The organism is Actinomycetospora rhizophila, assembly GCF_042657905.1.
Classification (GTDB): domain Bacteria; phylum Actinomycetota; class Actinomycetes; order Mycobacteriales; family Pseudonocardiaceae; genus Actinomycetospora; species Actinomycetospora rhizophila.
This window is the reverse complement of record NZ_JBHSKG010000003.1, coordinates 319,015-333,465: the sequence shown is the minus strand read 5'-3', so window position 1 is coordinate 333,465 and position 14,451 is coordinate 319,015. Positions and strand designations below refer to the sequence as shown.

At 75.0% G+C, this 14,451-nt stretch carries 14 protein-coding genes; 7 read left to right on the top strand and 7 right to left on the bottom strand.

The window, feature by feature from the left end:
• Positions 1 to 4: 4 nt before the first annotated feature.
• From ACFPK1_RS09035 to ACFPK1_RS09025, 3 genes are all read left to right on the top strand, one after another.
• Entirely contained in the window at positions 5 to 625 is a 621-nt protein-coding gene (locus ACFPK1_RS09035; RefSeq protein WP_378020576.1) for an isochorismatase family protein, read from the top strand.
• Entirely contained in the window at positions 618 to 1,451 is an 834-nt protein-coding gene (locus ACFPK1_RS09030) for an alpha/beta fold hydrolase (protein ID WP_378020575.1), read from the top strand. The genes ACFPK1_RS09035 and ACFPK1_RS09030 overlap by 8 nt, the downstream gene beginning before the upstream one ends.
• Before the next feature lie 68 nt (positions 1,452 to 1,519).
• Positions 1,520 to 1,909: a nuclear transport factor 2 family protein gene (locus tag ACFPK1_RS09025; protein ID WP_378020574.1), complete on the top strand. Its 390-nt coding sequence runs from the start codon at positions 1,520 to 1,522 to the stop codon at positions 1,907 to 1,909.
• A 1-nt stretch (position 1,910) separates the two neighbouring features.
• On the opposite strand, the gene ACFPK1_RS09020 is transcribed toward ACFPK1_RS09025, so the two are convergent.
• The 3 genes from ACFPK1_RS09020 to ACFPK1_RS09010 are packed head-to-tail and all read right to left on the bottom strand — an operon-like array spanning position 1,911 to position 5,609.
• Positions 1,911 to 2,600, bottom strand: a complete 690-nt coding sequence (locus ACFPK1_RS09020) for a CDP-alcohol phosphatidyltransferase family protein (protein WP_378020573.1) — start codon at positions 2,598 to 2,600, stop codon at positions 1,911 to 1,913.
• A gap of 28 nt (positions 2,601 to 2,628) precedes the next feature.
• Positions 2,629 to 3,390 carry an endonuclease/exonuclease/phosphatase family protein gene (locus ACFPK1_RS09015; RefSeq protein WP_378020572.1) on the bottom strand — a complete coding sequence of 254 codons (762 nt, stop codon included), beginning with the start codon at positions 3,388 to 3,390 and terminating at the stop codon, positions 2,629 to 2,631.
• A gap of 35 nt (positions 3,391 to 3,425) precedes the next feature.
• Positions 3,426 to 5,609 carry a phosphatase domain-containing protein gene (locus ACFPK1_RS09010; protein ID WP_378020571.1) on the bottom strand — a complete coding sequence of 728 codons (2,184 nt, stop codon included), beginning with the start codon at positions 5,607 to 5,609 and terminating at the stop codon, positions 3,426 to 3,428.
• Positions 5,610 to 5,976: 367 nt separating this feature from the next.
• On the opposite strand from ACFPK1_RS09010, the gene ACFPK1_RS09005 reads away from it, so the two are divergent.
• On the top strand, positions 5,977 to 6,432 hold the full coding sequence (locus tag ACFPK1_RS09005; RefSeq protein WP_378020570.1) for a pyridoxamine 5'-phosphate oxidase family protein: 456 nt from the start codon (positions 5,977 to 5,979) through the stop codon (positions 6,430 to 6,432).
• 5 nt (positions 6,433 to 6,437) lie between these two features.
• Here ACFPK1_RS09005 and ACFPK1_RS09000 read toward each other — a convergent pair whose 3' ends face one another.
• From ACFPK1_RS09000 to ACFPK1_RS08985, 4 genes are all read right to left on the bottom strand, one after another.
• Positions 6,438 to 7,784 (bottom strand): APC family permease, encoded by a 1,347-nt coding sequence (locus ACFPK1_RS09000; protein WP_378020569.1) that lies wholly within the window; start codon positions 7,782 to 7,784, stop codon positions 6,438 to 6,440.
• A gap of 66 nt (positions 7,785 to 7,850) precedes the next feature.
• Positions 7,851 to 8,639 carry a methyltransferase domain-containing protein gene (locus ACFPK1_RS08995; RefSeq protein WP_378020568.1) on the bottom strand — a complete coding sequence of 263 codons (789 nt, stop codon included), beginning with the start codon at positions 8,637 to 8,639 and terminating at the stop codon, positions 7,851 to 7,853.
• Between the two features lie 78 nt (positions 8,640 to 8,717).
• Positions 8,718 to 9,503 (bottom strand): acyl-CoA dehydrogenase family protein, encoded by a 786-nt coding sequence (locus ACFPK1_RS08990; RefSeq protein ID WP_378020567.1) that lies wholly within the window; start codon positions 9,501 to 9,503, stop codon positions 8,718 to 8,720.
• 497 nt (positions 9,504 to 10,000) lie between these two features.
• The gene (locus ACFPK1_RS08985) at positions 10,001 to 10,078 is read right to left on the bottom strand and encodes a putative leader peptide (protein WP_378020648.1); all 78 of its coding nucleotides are present in this window, start codon (positions 10,076 to 10,078) and stop codon (positions 10,001 to 10,003) included.
• A gap of 305 nt (positions 10,079 to 10,383) precedes the next feature.
• On the opposite strand from ACFPK1_RS08985, the gene ACFPK1_RS08980 reads away from it, so the two are divergent.
• From ACFPK1_RS08980 to ACFPK1_RS08970, 3 genes are all read left to right on the top strand, one after another.
• Positions 10,384 to 12,510 carry a DEAD/DEAH box helicase gene (locus tag ACFPK1_RS08980; protein WP_378020566.1) on the top strand — a complete coding sequence of 709 codons (2,127 nt, stop codon included), beginning with the start codon at positions 10,384 to 10,386 and terminating at the stop codon, positions 12,508 to 12,510.
• A 98-nt stretch (positions 12,511 to 12,608) separates the two neighbouring features.
• Positions 12,609 to 13,595 carry an NAD(P)H-dependent flavin oxidoreductase gene (locus ACFPK1_RS08975; protein ID WP_378020565.1) on the top strand — a complete coding sequence of 329 codons (987 nt, stop codon included), beginning with the start codon at positions 12,609 to 12,611 and terminating at the stop codon, positions 13,593 to 13,595.
• A gap of 16 nt (positions 13,596 to 13,611) precedes the next feature.
• Positions 13,612 to 14,451 carry an esterase/lipase family protein gene (locus tag ACFPK1_RS08970; RefSeq protein WP_378020564.1) on the top strand — a complete coding sequence of 280 codons (840 nt, stop codon included), beginning with the start codon at positions 13,612 to 13,614 and terminating at the stop codon, positions 14,449 to 14,451.

Genomic DNA, 14,451 nt, shown 5'->3' with positions numbered 1-14,451 from the left:
CTCCATGACCGACGAGTTCGACGCCGCCGGCTACTCCAGCCACGACATCGGCTTCGGGCGGCGCGCCGCGATGCTGGTCGTCGACTTCCAGCGCGCGCTGACCGAGGGCGAGTTCGCGCTGGGCCGCAGCCCCCACGTCCGCGACGCGGTGGAGCGCAGCGGCCCGCTGCTCGACCGCGCCCGGGCCCTCGGCGTCCCGGTGCTGCACACCGCGGTCGCGTTCGACGGGCCCGCCGACCTGGGCCGCTGGAAGATGCCCGAGCTCGGGAAGATCACGCCGGGCTCGGCGGGCGCCGAGATCGACCCCAAGGTCTGGCACCCCACGGACGAGCTGGTGATCAAGAAGGCGCCGTCGGCGTTCTTCGGCACGCCGGTGGCCTCGATCCTGCGGTACTGGGACGTCGACACGGTCGTCGTCCTGGGCTGCATGACCTCGGGCTGCATCCGCGCCTCGATCGTCGACGCCTTCTCCCACGGGCTGCGCACCATCGTGGTCGGCGAGTGCTGCGGCGACCAGCAGCAGGAGGCGCACCGGGCGAACCTCGCCGACGTCGGCCGCCGCTACGCCGACGTCGTCGGGGTCGACGAGGCCGTCGCGGGGCTCGAGGCGATCGCCGGTGCCTGAGATCGTCGTCGACGGGCGCCGTCTCTACTTCGAGGTCCACGGCGCGGGTGAGGACCGCCCGCGCATGGTCGCCATGGGCGGCTGGGGCACCTACTGCCACGGCCGCCTCGGCGACCTCCCGCGCGCGGCGGTCGCCGACTTCGAGGTCGTGGTCCTCGACTACCGCGGGCTGGGCGCGAGCGAGGACCACCCCGACGCCGAGGCGTCCACGTCCTCGTACGCCGACGACGTCGCGGCGCTGCTCGACCACCTGGGCGGGGGCGCCGTGCACGTCCTCGGCATGGTCGGGATGGGCGCCTGCATCGGCCAGGAGCTCGCGATCCGCCGTCCCGACCTCGTGGCCTCGCTGTTCATGACGGGCTCGTGGGCCTGGGCCGACCCGGCGCTGACCGACCAGCTGACGATGCTGCGCCGCGTGCACCAGGAGCTGGGCTTCGCGGCGTTCCAGATGCTGTGCGCGTCGCTGAGCTTCGCTCCGGCGTTCTACGGACGCCATCGCGACCGGCTGCTCGGACCGGACGGGGCGTGGGGCGACCTCGCTGGTCACGCCGACGCCCACGCCCGGCTCGTGGAGGCGTGCCTGGGCCACGACACCCGCGACCGGCTGGCCGCGGTCCGCGTCCCGGCCTTCGTCCTGCACGCCGGCCGCGACCCGATCACCACCATCGAGCACACGGGCCTGCTCGCCGGGCTCCTGCCCGGCGCGCGCGAGGAGACGTGGTGGGACGCCTCGCACGTTCTTGCGGGCAAGGAGCAGAAGATGCGCCTCGACGCGCTGCTGCGCTCGTTCTACGCGGAGGTGGGCGAGCTCGCGCCGGCGACCTGACCGGCGCCGACGCCGGGGGGCGGGAAGTACGTATCGGCACCGCCGCGCCGGGGGCGTCCCCTGGCGGCATGGAGTCTGCGGAGAGCCGCTCGAACCGGGAGACGCTGGAGGCCGTCACCGCGGCGTTCAACGCCCACGACCTGGACGCGATCATGGCGTTCTTCGCCGAGGACTGCACGCTCGACATGCCGCGGGGTCCCGACCCCTGGGGACGGCGCCTCGTCGGCCGGGCGGCGGTGCGCGAGGGCCTCGCGAGCCGGTTCGCGGGTCTGCCCGACGTCCACTACGGCGACGACCGGCACTGGGTGAGCGGGGACCTGGGCGTCTCGGAGTGGCTGCTCACCGGGACCACGCCCGACGGGGACGAGGTGCGGGTCCGGGGATGCGACCACTGGGAGTTCCGCGACGGGCTGGTCGTGCGCAAGGACTCGTACTGGAAGATCGTCGAACGCGGGTAGGTCAGCCGTCCCCGGCGATGTTGCGCGGCCGCCCCCGCAGCTCGCGGCGGACGTTGACCACCAGCTGGACGGTCGCGGCCACGGCCAGCAGGGTCCAGATCGCCGCGGCCACGGTGACGGTCGTGGCCGCGGCGTCCGGGACCACCCCGGCCGCGAGGAACGCGACGCCGCCGATCACCAGGCGGGCCGGGCGCTCGGGAAAGCTCACGAGGCCGACCCCGCCGACGCCCTCGGCGCCCGCCCCGCCCCGGATCGCCTCGTCGAGCACCGTGAGCACCGCGGCAGCGGCACAGAGCGGGCCGGGTGCGCCGAGGGCCCACAGCCCGGCGACCATGCTGAGGTCGCCGACCCGGTCGACCAGCTGGTCGACGACGCGGCCCCAGGAGGTGGAGGTGTCGGTGAGCTGGGCGACCGCCCCGTCGACGCCGTCGAGCACCGCGACCAGCACGACGAGCACGGCGGCGAGCAGGGGCCAGCGCCCGCCGAGCGCGGCGACGGCCCCGACGGCGACCGCGCCGACGCCGCCGACCAGGGTCACCCGGGTGGGCGGGACACCGCGGCGGGCCAGCGGGGCGCCGAGGAAGTGCGCGACGCGCAGCCAGGCCCGGGCGGGTCGCGAGGAGCGGACGTCGTAGCCGCCGTGGGCCCGCGACCAGCGGTCGACGTAGCCCTCGTGGTCGTCGACGTCCACCCGCATCACCCCGCGGGCACTCTAGCCGTCAACGTCCGGACAACCGCAGATCCGCGACCACCGGATCGTGGTCGCTCGCCCCGGTGTCGCGCACGGTCCAGGCGTCCTCGACGTCCCACCGGCCCGGCGCGCCGCCCACGAGGATCCAGTCGAGGCGCAGCCGCCCGCGGTGGAATCGGCGCGCCACGGCGGCGTCGAGCCGGCCGAACCCGCGGAAGGTGTCCTCGTCCCCGACGGCCGTGTCCTCGAACCCGTGCCCGAGCAGCGTGCGGTGCGGCGGGGAGCCGGGTGCGCAGTTGAAGTCCCCGGTCAGGACCGTCGGGCCGGGGTCGCCGAGGCGCCGCAGCAGCAGGCGGGCGCTCTCCTCCCGCGCGCGGTCGCTCCAGTGGTCGAGGTGGACGTTGACGTGCCGGAAGGTCTCCTCGGTGCCGCGGACCGCGAAGCGCGCCCAGTTCAGGGCCCGGACGGTCCGCGTGCCCCACGAGGCCGACGACGCGTCCGGGGTCTCGCTCAGCCAGAAGCCGCCGGTGTCGAGCAGTTCGAGCCGGTCGCGGGCCCACAGGATCGCGTTGTACTCGGGGCGCCCGGGCATGCCGGCGGCGGGACCGAGGACCAGGTCGTACCCGGTCAGCTCCTCGCGGTAGGTCGCGAGCGCCGGACGCTGCAGCTCCTGCACGCCGAGCACGTCGGGCGCCTGGGCGCGCACCGCCGCGACGTTGGCCGCGGCGCGCCGGGACCACCGGTGCCGCCCGTCCACGGGCGTCGTGAAGCCACGGATGTTGAAGCTCATGGCCCGCAGGCGCGTCGACTCCCCGATGGCCCCATTCAATAGGTCCGCTGGAGGCGCGCGCGCAGCGGGCGTCCGTCGGGATCGAGCACGCGCCGGTAGGCGGGGCCGGTGATCCAGCGCCGCCGCAGCGTGATCTCCACCTGCTCGTGCACGGGCGTGTGACGGCGCAGCCGGCCCGGCGGCCGCTCGCCCTCGGCGCCCGCCGCGTGCCAGGCGTCGAGGGCCGCCGCCCGCGTCCGCACGAGCTCGGCGGCGTGGTCGGGGTCGAGGATCGCGGCGTCGTCGGCCAGCCCGAGGTGCTCGCGCAGGAGCTCGAGGCGCAGCCGGCGGGCGAAGGTCCGGGCACCGTCGCCGAGACCTCCGGGGTCCGCGGGCGCCCGATCGTCGCGCTCGGCGTCGAGGACCGCGGTGACCAGCTCGGAGTCGTGGGTCCAGGACCGCGTGTTGAAGTTGTTGCTGCCGACCGTCGCCCACACGTCGTCGATCACGCAGACCTTGGCGTGCACGTACACCGGGCTCGCCTCGTCGTTCTCGACGTCGAGCACCTGCACGCGGTCGCCGCCGGCCTCGTGCACCATCGCCATGGCCTCGGCCTGCCCGATCATGGCGGGGTTCGGGCCGGCGTCGTGGTGCGGACGCGGCACGACGGCGACGAGGTGCAGGCCCGGGGCGCGCCGCAGGGCCGCGGCGAAGACGCGGGCGACGTCGGCCGACCACAGGTACTGGTCCTCGACGTAGACCAGCCGCTGCGCCCGCCCGAGCGCCTTGATGAACGCGCGGGCGACGCTGCGCTCGCCCCACGGCGCGAACGGCGTCGGCGGGGTGCGGCGCGGGTAGGTGCGCAGGACCTGGACCGCGCACGTGCCCGTCGCCGGCGGGTCCGGCGTCGGCGCGGGGAGCAGCGAGCCGCGCCGGGGCAGGCGGTGGACGAGGTCGGGCACCACGTGCCACGGCAGCCGGACCAGCGGCGTCGGGTCGACCCAGCGCTCGAAGAACACCTCGTGCAGGTCGCGGACGACCGGTCCGCGCAGCTCGAGCTGGGCGTCGTGGCGGGGGTCGCGGTCGTAGGCGTCGGCGGCGGCGCTGGACTGCGGGTCGCCCCGGTGCACGATGTCGTCGCGGGCGCCGAGGACGAGGTCGATGCCGCCGACGTAGGCGACGTCGTCGGAGGGCTCGGTGTCGTGACGGATCACGACGAGCTTCTGGTGGTGGCTGCCGAGGGGGCGGATGCGCTGGTCGAGCAGCACCTCGGCGCCGGCCGCGCGCAGGTCCGCGGCGAGGCGGCGGTTCTGGCCGACGTGGTAGCCGAACGCCGACAGGTGCGAGCGCCACAGCAGCCCGCACACCCGCGCCCCGCAGCGCGCCGCGTCCACGAGCGCCTCGGCGACGGTCGGCCCGTGGTCGGTGAGCTGCTGGTCGCCGTCGCCGCGCCAGCCGAGGAAGAGCACCTGATCGCCGGGTCCCGTGCGGGACAGGCGCTCGGCGAGGACCCGGTAGTAGGCGGCGCCGTGCACGCGCAGGCGCACGTCGTTGCCCTCGGTCCAGGGGCGCAGCCGCGTCGCGGGGTTGCCGCGCTGGGACTCGGTGAGGAACCAGTCGTCGATGCGCGGCGCGCGCCCGGTCTCGGCGAGCCCCAGGACCGCGCGCAGCCCGGGCAGCAGCTCCTCGCCGTTGGGGGCCTCGACGACCGGCGGGCCGTCGCCGTCGGTGCGCGTGGACGCGTCCGCGACCCCGAGCAGCCGGCGCATCGCGATCGCCGCGACCCGACCGGGGTGGTCGCGGGCGAAGCCCTCGAACAGCGCCGGGTCGTGGCCGGCGTCGTCGCCGACGAGCACCCAGGACACCTCGGGGTGGGCGGCGGCGAGGCGGTCGAGCGTGGCGCGCTTGCGGTCGAGGCCCGCGCCGAACAGCCACCCCGAGAACAGCGACCGCCCCGCCGTGAGGAGCGTGCCGCCGGGGTACTGGTCGTGGCGCAGGGCGGCGCGCAGGGGGCGGGCGAGCCGGTGGGGCAGCGCGGTCAGGAAGTAGACCTCGGCGGGCGGGTCGCCCTCGGCGAGCACCCCGAGCACGCGCTGCATGCCGAGCAGGGAGCGCCGGTCCCGCGCGCCGTGCGCGACCAGGGCCTGCAGCCGGCCCCACTGCCGGCGCAGCGGCGCGATGCGCAGCACCCCGTCGACGTCGTAGACGACCCCGAGCTGCCGCGATCCCCCCGTCGTCACGCTCTGCATCGTGGCGGGTGGGCCGATCGGGGACAAGCGGCCGGTCGACCGGAGATCACGGGCACGTCGTCGACCCGGCGTGGCGACCTCGGGTGCGTCAGGTGCTCCTGATCATCGACGTCGCGCCGTGGCCAGTGGGGACGCCTGCTCGGTCGGAGATCACGGGCGCCTCATCGACCCCGCGTGGCGATCCCGGGTGTGTCACGTGCTCCTGATCATCGACGCCGCGCGCCGTGGTGCGGGCACTGCGGCATCGCCGGTCCGGGCGCCCGCGAACCGGACCCCGGTGTCGGACCCCGGTGTCGGACCCCGGTGTCGGACCCCGGTGTCGGACCCCGGTGTCGGACCCCGGTGCCATGCTCGGCGCATGACGAGCTGGCGGGATGTGGAGAGCGCCGTGCCGGAGTTCGCGGCGCGGGTCCGCACGCTGTTCGACGCCCATCGCCACAAGACGATCGCCACGGTGCGCGCCGACGGCGCGCCGCGGATCTCGGGCATCGAGAGCGCGTTCGACGACGGCGAGCTGACCTTCGGCTCGATGCCCGCCGCCCGCAAGGGCGCCGACCTGCGCCGCGACCCGCGCTTCGCGCTGCACAGCGCCACCGTCGACCCGGCCGAGGGGCAGGAGGCGCAGTGGCCCGGCGAGGCCAAGATCGCCGGGCGCGCGGTCGTCTCCGGCGAGATCACCGAGGGCCCGGGGGGCGACCTCTTCCGCGCCGACATCACCGAGGTCGTCCACACCCATCTGGACCCCGGGGCGACGCTGCTGGTCGTGGAGTGGTGGACGCCGGGGCAGGGCCTGCAGCGGCGCGAGCGGGAGTAGCGGACTCAGGAGGACGTCGACTCGCGGCGCCGCCCGGCCAGGGCGACGAGGAACAGGATCGTCCCGACCACGACGAAGCCCGCGCCGAGCAGCCAGATCTCCGGCGACTGCTGGGTGAGCAGCACGATGCTCGCGACGATGGCCAGCACCGGCACCACGGCGGGCACGCGGAAGTGCTCGCGCGGCACCCGGTCCTTCTTGAGCACGAGGCACGAGACGTTCGTGGAGATGAAGACGAACAGCAGGAGCAGGACCGTGGTGTCGGCGAGCGTGCTGATCGTGCCGACGAAGCTCATCCCGATCGTCGCCGCGCCGACGGCGAGGATCGCGACCCACGGCGTCCGGCGCCCCGACCCGACGCGGCCGAACACCGAGGGCAGCAGCCCGACCTCGGCCAGCCCGTAGGTCGCGCGGCTGGCCATCACCATGAACAGCAGCGCGCCGTTGGCGATGGCGACGAGCGCGATCAGCGAGAAGACCCACCCGGGGATCGCCAGCCCGGAGGCGGTGATCACCTCGAGCAGCGGCCCGGTGGACTGCGCCATGACGGCCGGGTCGACGACGATCGCGGACCCGAGCGCGATCAGCAGGTAGACCAGGCCCGCGGTGCACACCGCCCCGAACAGGGCCCGCGGGTAGGCGCGGCTCGGCCGCTTGACCTCCTCGGCCATGTTCGCCGCGGCCTCGAAACCCAGGAACGAGAAGAACGCGACCACCGAGGCGGCGAACGCGCCTGCGAGGATCGGCTGGTCGGGCGACGGCGTGAGGATCCGCGACGCGTCCCCTCCCCCGCTGCCGAAGACGATGGCCGCCACCGCGATGACCAGCACCAGGCCGCTGGTCTCGATGATCGTCGCGACCGTGTTCGCGGCCAGCGACTCCCGGAGGCCGCGCAGGTTGATCGCGGTGAGCAGCAGCAGGAACACCACGGTGACCGGGACGGCCGGGAGGTCGACCAGCGTCGTGAAGTAGTCACCGGAGAAGGCGTTGGCCAGCAGCGCGGCGGTGACGATGCCGGACGAGAGCATGAAGAAGCCGACGATGAAGGTCAGGAACGGCGTCCTGAAGGCGCGCTCCGCGTAGCGCGCGGCGCCCCCGGCGTGCGGGTACTTGCTGATCATCTCCGCGTAGGTGCCCGCCGTCAGGAGCGCGACGACGAGGGCGATCACCAGCGGGAGCCACAGCATGCCGCCGACGTCCTCGGCCATCGTGCCGACGAGCGTGTAGATCCCCGCGCCGAGCGTGTCGCCGACGATGAAGAAGAACAGGAGCACCGCGCCGACGTTCCGGGCCAGCCTGGTGTCGGACGCCGTGTCCGGCGCCGCCGTCTCGCCCTGCCCGGTCTCGGCCATCGACCCATCGTCGGTGACCGGCCGGGATCCCGCGCTCCCGGACGGTGACCGGCCGTCACCCGGTGATCACGGCGGCTCCCCCGTCGCGGACGCGACGAAGCAGTACCGGTTGAGGCTGAACAGGTAGTCCGTGCCCCGGGAGCGCAGGTCGGCGGCCCAGCGCGCCACGTCGTCCTCGCCGAGGCCCTGCCGGCCGGTGACGAAGGCGCCGATGGTGTCGATCGTGCCGGCGCTGTAGGTGTCCTCGGCGTACTCCGGGTTGAACACCGGGATCAGCCGGCGGTCGGTGACCCGGAACCCCGCCCGTTCCAGCAGGCCCGGGAGCGTGCGGGGCAGGCGCGGGTCGACCAGGTGCTCCTCCCACGCCGCCATGACCCGCCGGTGCAGCTCGCGGTCGGCGGCGTGCCAGATCACCGAGTCCCAGTCGGTGTCGAGGACGACGACGCGCCCGCCGGGGCGCAGGACCCGCCGGACCTCGACGAGCGCGCCCGCGACGTCGGCGACGTACTCGTAGACCTGGGTCGACACGACCGCGTCGAACGAGCAGGCCGCGTACGGCAGCGCCTCGGCGCCGCCCTCGTCGACACCGACCCAGTCGACGTCGGCGCAGCGGGCGCGCGCCATGGCGTTCATCGCCGCGCTCGGGTCCAGCCCGCGCACGAAGCCCGCCGGCCCGACCGCCTCGGCGATCGAGCGCAGCAGGAAGCCGGGGCCGGACCCGACGTCGAGGACCTCCTCGCCGGGGACCGGTCGCAGGAGCTCGAGCACCTCGCGGCGCTGCGCCACGACGTCGGGTGTGGCGTAGACGCGCTCGATGCGCCGGGCGCCCTCGTCCCCGAACTGCAGCAGGGTCATCGACGGCCTCGCTCTCCCGGGGGGAGGGGCCACGATAGGGACGCCGGACCCTCTCCGGGGCCACCGTTCGGCCGCAGATCAGCGGCGACCGGCGCTCCAGGCGTAGGGCAGCTCGGCGCCGTTGAGGACGTGGTCGCCGACCGTCCGCAGCTTGTAGATCAGCGGGTTGTGCACCGAGATGGTGCGCGCGTTGCGCCAGTGGCGGTCCAGGCGCAGCTTCTCCGAGGTGATCGAGGCGCCGCCGACCTCGAACAGCTGGGTCGTGGCGTCGAGGACGGTCGGGATCACCACGGCCTGGGCCCGCGCGACGTCGAACTCGACGCGGTCGAGCAGCTCGGCGTCGCCGCTTTCGGTGGCGAGCAGGTGGTCGAGCTGGTCGGCGATGTCGAGGACCAGCGTGCGCGCCGCGAAGGCCGCCGCCGAGAGCCGGCCGACGACCTGCTGGACGAGCGGGTCGTGGCGCGGGAGGTCGGCGGGCGCGTGGGTGAAGGTCCGGGTGCGGTCGCGCACCCAGCCGGCGACGTCGTCGGTGGCCCGCTGGGCGATGCCGGCGAGCACCGCGAGCTGCACCAGCTGGAGGTACGACGTCCCGTACGTCCGCCCCGGCGTGCCGTACCCGGCGCCGAGGACCCGGTCGGCCGGCACGGCCACGTCGCTGAACTCGGTGGTCCCGCTGGCGGTGAGGCGCTGGCCGAAGCCGTCCCAGTCGTCGTGCTGGGTCACGCCGTCGGCGTCGGCGTCCACGAGCACCGCGACGCGCTCGCCGTCCTGGTCGGCGGCGACGACGATGTGGTCGGCGTAGAGGCTGCCGGTGCTGTAGTACTTCGTGCCGGACAGGCGCAGGTCGTCCCCGTCCGGGGTCACCGCCGTGCGGTAGCGGTCGATCGCGCCGACCCCCCGGCTCGGAGATCGCGTTGCCGACGAGCACGCCGTCGGCGGCCGCCCGCAGCCAGCGGTCCCGCTCCGGGCCCGGCTCGGCGAGCAGCTGCTCCTCGACGAACCACCAGTGCACGCGCAGGGCCTGCGGCAGGTTCGACTCGGCGGCGGCCAGGAGGACCAGCTGGCGGAACAGCTGGCGCACCGACGCGCCGTAGCCGCCGTGCTCGACCGGCACCCGCAGCGCCCCGAACCGGGCCTCCTTGAGCGCGGCGACCTCGTCGTGCGCCAGGGCGCGGTCCTGTTCACGCTGCACCGCGCCGTCGGCGATGCGGGCATAGATCGGGGTGAAGATCTCGTCAAGCTGGGCGTCGGTGGACGTGGCGGAGTCGAGCGCGGTCACGGGTGTGTCCTTCGGCCGGGACGCCGGGCCGCGCGCAGCGGCGATCCGGCGTGGTGGAGGGGGTCGCGAGCGGGAGTGCGGCTCAGCGACGACACAGCGCCGACGACACACGCACGAGGTCGATGTGACCCCGGGTGGTCAGGAGCGCCCCGGCGAGCATGCCGCGACCCTAGCCCGGCCGGCGCCGGGACCGCAGCGGTCGGGTGATCGATCCACCCGGCGCGCCGGTCGCACGTCCGCCCGCCGCCGGGAGTACGATGGGAGTACGGCACGCCGTCCACTACCCGCGCCATTCGGGCAGTGGCCACAGCGGGCCCGACCGATGGCGCCGGATCCGACGCGCCGTCCGGGAACACGCGGCGTCGCCGCCGACCCGCCGTCGGGCTCGTACCGCAGGAGGGCCACCCGGGTCCACCTGGGGTTCCAGCACGCACGACGTCGGGGACGTCGTGCCGGAGGAGGCACATGGCTCGTCGAGGCCAGCCCCAGTCCCGGGGCCGCCGCGGCAACCCCGGTCGCCCGCAGAACGGACGCCGGCGCGAGGACGTCGTCTCGGTGCTCACGCGCGCGGTCGACGAGATCGGGTCCGCCCTGAAGAAGGGCCGACCGACGGCAGCGACCCGCACCAAGTTCCAGGCCGTCGCCCTGCTGCTGCGCGACGAACGCGCACGGCTGCGGGCGAACGACGACATCGGCGAGGCCCGTCGCGCCGAACGGCTCAAGAAGCTCGACGAGATCGCGACGTCGCTGGCCCGGACCGCCGTCCGCGACCAGGCCCTCCTGGCGCTGCTCGGCGATGACGCCGTCGTCACCGACGAGGCGCGGTCGCTCGAGCGCGACATGATGCGGCGCGCGGGCATCGCCCCGCCGCGCGAGGTGGCCCCGCCCGTCGAGGAGGAGGAGCCGGCCCCGGCGCCCGTCAAGCAGGGCGTGGTGCCGCAGTCGGTCATCTCGCGGCAGATGGCCAACCCGTTCCTCGCCCCCGACTTCTCGGCCGCCCGCCCGGCCGCGGCCCGCCCGACCCGTCTCGACGGGTGGGAGCTGCTCGACCCGCTGCTGCGCTCGTTCGAGCGCGCCGGGGACGGCGTGGCCTGCATGCCCCTGCCGACATCGGGCTCCCGCAAGGCGGCCGGCGGCAAGGAGCTCATGCCGCACCAGGCGGGGGTCGTCGCGGCCGCCGCGGAGGGCCACCGGACCTTCCTGCTCGCCGACGAGCCCGGCCTGGGCAAGACTGCCCAGGCCCTGCTCGCGGCCGAGGCGGCGAAGGCATATCCCCTGCTCGTCGTCGCCCCCAACGTCGTCAAGACGAACTGGGTGCGCGAGGCCGGCCTGTGGTCGACGCGGCGCAAGGCCACCGCGATCCAGGGCGACGGCGACAACGTCGACGGGTTCGCCGACATCGTCGTCGTCAACTACGAGGTGCTCGACCGGCACGTCGGGTGGCTGCGCGACTTCGGGTTCCGCGGGATGGTCGTCGACGAGGCCCACTTCATCAAGAACAAGACCTCCCAGCGCTCCCAGCACGTGCTGGCGCTCTCGGAGAAGATCCGGTCGTTCAGCGCGGACCCGCTGCTCATGGCGCTCACCGGCACCCCGCTGATCAACGACATCGAGGACTTCCTCGCCATCTGGGAGTTCCTCGGCTGGATCGACGTGAAGAAGCCGGTCGGCGCCCTGATGGACGCCCTCACCGAGACCGGCCTCACCCCCGCCGACCGGGGCTTCTACCCCGCCGCGCGCCGGGCCGTCGTCGACCGCGGGGTCGTCCGGCGCCGCAAGGTCGACGTCGCCGCCGACATCCCGGCGCGCCGCATCGCCGACCTGCCCGTCGAGCTGGACGGACCGACCGGACGCTCGATCCGCGCGGCCGAGCGGGACCTCGCCGAGCGGATGGTCCGGCGGTACTCCGACGCGCTCGCCGCCCGCGACTCCGGTCCGGTCGACGGGATCGACCACGACCTCGTGGCCCGCGTCGCCACCTGGGAGCAGAAGGACGCGGCCGGCGCGTCGAACGGCGACAACGTGTTCAGCATGATGCGCCGCATCGGGCAGGCGAAGGCGACCCTCGCCGCCGACTACGCCGCCCAGCTCGCCCGCAGCTCCGGCAAGGTCGTGTTCTTCGCCAAGCACGTCGACGTCATGGACGCCGCCGAGGAGCTGTTCGCCAAGCAGGGCGTGCGGTACTCCTCGATCCGCGGCGACCAGACGCCGAACGTGCGGCAGCGCAACATCGACGCCTTCGTCGAGGACCCGGACGTCGCCGTGGCGGTGTGCTCGCTGACCGCGGCCGGGGTGGGCATCAACCTCCAGGTGGCCTCGGACATCGTGCTCGCCGAGCTGCCCTGGACCGCCGCCGAGCAGACCCAGGCCATCGACCGCTGCCACCGCATCGGTCAGACGCAGCCGGTCACGGCCTGGCGCATCCTCGCCGCGCAGACGATCGACGCCCGGATCGCCGACCTGCTCGGCGAGAAGGCCAACCTCGCCGCCGTCGCCCTCGACGGGTCCGACGAGGAGCTCGGGAGCTCGACCGACGCGCAGCACGCGGCGCTCGTCGCCCTGCTCACCGAGGCCCTGGCCGCGACGGCCTGAGCCGCCCCGGTGCGTCCGTCCGGCCGTTGACGGTGCTTCCGCCCGAGCGCAACAGTGCTCGCGGACCACCTTCTTCGACCACGGGCGGGAGCGTCGGCATGCTCACCACGGACCTCTGCCGGACCCTGGGAGTCGAGCTCCCGATCTGGAACGCGGGGATGGGCGGTGGTCTGGCCGGTCCGGCCCTGGCCGCGGCCGTGTCGAACGCGGGCGGCCTCGGTGTCCTCGGCATGGGCGGGCTGCCCGAGCCGGTGGTGCGCGAGCAGGTCCGCGAGACGCGCACGCTGACCGACCGGCCCGTCGGCGCCAACCTCATCCTGCCGCTGCTCGACGGCGACGACGCCCCGATCGACACCTGCCTCGAGGAGGGCGTCGCGGTCCTCGTCCTGTACTGGGGCGACCCGGGCCCGTACGTCGAGCGCACCCACGCCGCCGGGGCGCGCCTCGTGGCCCACGTCGGGTCGGCCGCCGAGGCCCGCGCGGCCGCGGACGCCGGGGTGGACGCCGTGATGATCCAGGGCGTCGAGGCGGGCGGGCACGTGCGCGGCGTCGAGTCGCTGGCGACCGTCCTGCCGGCCACCGTCGACGCGGTCGCCCCGCTGCCGGTGATCGCCTCGGGCGGGATCGCCGACGGCCGCGGGCTCGCGGCCGCGCTGACGCTCGGCGCGCAGGCGGTGTCGCTGGGCACGCGGTTCGTGTGCAGCGACGAGTCGCGCGCCGCGTACAAGGACCGGGTGGTCGCGGCCACCGGGGCCGACACCTTCTACACGGAGATGTTCGACGTCGGGTGGCCCCGGGCGCCGCACCGGGTGCTGCGCAACCGCATCGTCGACGAGTGGATCGCCGCCGGGTCGCCCGCGGCCGGGCAGCGGGCCGGCGAGGGCGAGGTCACCGGCAAGATGCCCGTCGGCGGGCAGACGGTCGAGCTCCCGCGCTACGGCATCTTCATGCCGATGGAGGGCTTCGAGGGCGACCTGGACGCCTCGGTGCTCTACGCCGGGCAGTCGTGCTCGCTGGTCAACGACGTGCGCCCCGCCGCCGACATCGTGGCAGCCCTCGCGCGCGACGCCGAGGCCGCACGCTGATCGCTGTGGGCCACCGATGTCGTGGTCACCCTTCGCCGACCGCTCGCCGCGGCGCCGGGCGTTCCTCCTCGCGGTGACCGCGGCACTGGTCGCCGCGACGACGCTCGTGACGGGCGCCGTCGTCCGCGAGTGGGGCGAGCCGCCCGCCGCGAACCCCCTCGACAAGGGCACGGTCGTCCTGGTCCCCGGCTACGGGGGCACCCGGGACGCGCTGGTCGGGCTCGCGTTCCGGCTGCGGATCGTGGGGCGGCCGAGCGTGGTCGTGGCGCTGCCGGGGAACGGCACCGGCGACCTCCGGACGCAGGCCGCGACGATCGACCGCACGGTGCGTGACCTGCTGCGCCACGGCGCCTCGACGGTCGATCTCGTCGGCTACTCGTCGGGCGGGGTGGCGGTGTGGCAGTACCTGGCGACCGGGCGGACCGCGCCGGCCGTGCGTCGCGTCGTCACCCTCGGCTCGCCACTGCGCGGCACGCAGGTCGCCGCCGCCGGCACCGCGCTGACCCCCGAGGTGTGCGAGCAGGCGTGCCGCCAGCTCGTGCCGGGCAGCGCGCTGCTCACCGGGCTCGCCGCCCGTCCGCGGCCTGCGGTGCCGTGGCTCTCGGTGTGGACCGACACCGACGACGTCGTGACGCCCCCGGACTCGGCGGTGCTGCCCGGGGTCGCGGCGATCCGGCTGCAGTCGGTCTGCCCCTCGGCCCGGACACCGCACGCGTCGCTGCCCGGCTCGCGGCTGGTGATGGGCCTCGTGCTGCGCGCCCTCGGCACCCGCCCGCTCCCCCGCCCCGTCGAGGCCGACTGCGTGGCGCTCCAGTCCGAGGGCGTCGGCTGGCCGGTCCTGGTCGGGACCGACTGA

Coding starts and splice junctions, on each gene's coding strand:
- ACFPK1_RS09015 (WP_378020572.1), bottom strand. CDS start 3,390: ATGAGCTTCAACATCCGTGGCTTCACGACGCCCGTGGACGGGCGGCAC.
- ACFPK1_RS08995 (WP_378020568.1), bottom strand. CDS start 8,639: ATGACCCTGCTGCAGTTCGGGGACGAGGGCGCCCGGCGCATCGAGCGC.
- ACFPK1_RS09035 (WP_378020576.1), top strand. CDS start 5: ATGACCGACGAGTTCGACGCCGCCGGCTACTCCAGCCACGACATCGGC.
- ACFPK1_RS09005 (WP_378020570.1), top strand. CDS start 5,977: ATGACGAGCTGGCGGGATGTGGAGAGCGCCGTGCCGGAGTTCGCGGCG.
- ACFPK1_RS08970 (WP_378020564.1), top strand. CDS start 13,612: ATGTCGTGGTCACCCTTCGCCGACCGCTCGCCGCGGCGCCGGGCGTTC.
- ACFPK1_RS08985 (WP_378020648.1), bottom strand. CDS start 10,078: ATGCTCGCCGGGGCGCTCCTGACCACCCGGGGTCACATCGACCTCGTG.
- ACFPK1_RS09025 (WP_378020574.1), top strand. CDS start 1,520: ATGGAGTCTGCGGAGAGCCGCTCGAACCGGGAGACGCTGGAGGCCGTC.
- ACFPK1_RS08980 (WP_378020566.1), top strand. CDS start 10,384: ATGGCTCGTCGAGGCCAGCCCCAGTCCCGGGGCCGCCGCGGCAACCCC.
- ACFPK1_RS08975 (WP_378020565.1), top strand. CDS start 12,609: ATGCTCACCACGGACCTCTGCCGGACCCTGGGAGTCGAGCTCCCGATC.
- ACFPK1_RS09000 (WP_378020569.1), bottom strand. CDS start 7,784: ATGGCCGAGACCGGGCAGGGCGAGACGGCGGCGCCGGACACGGCGTCC.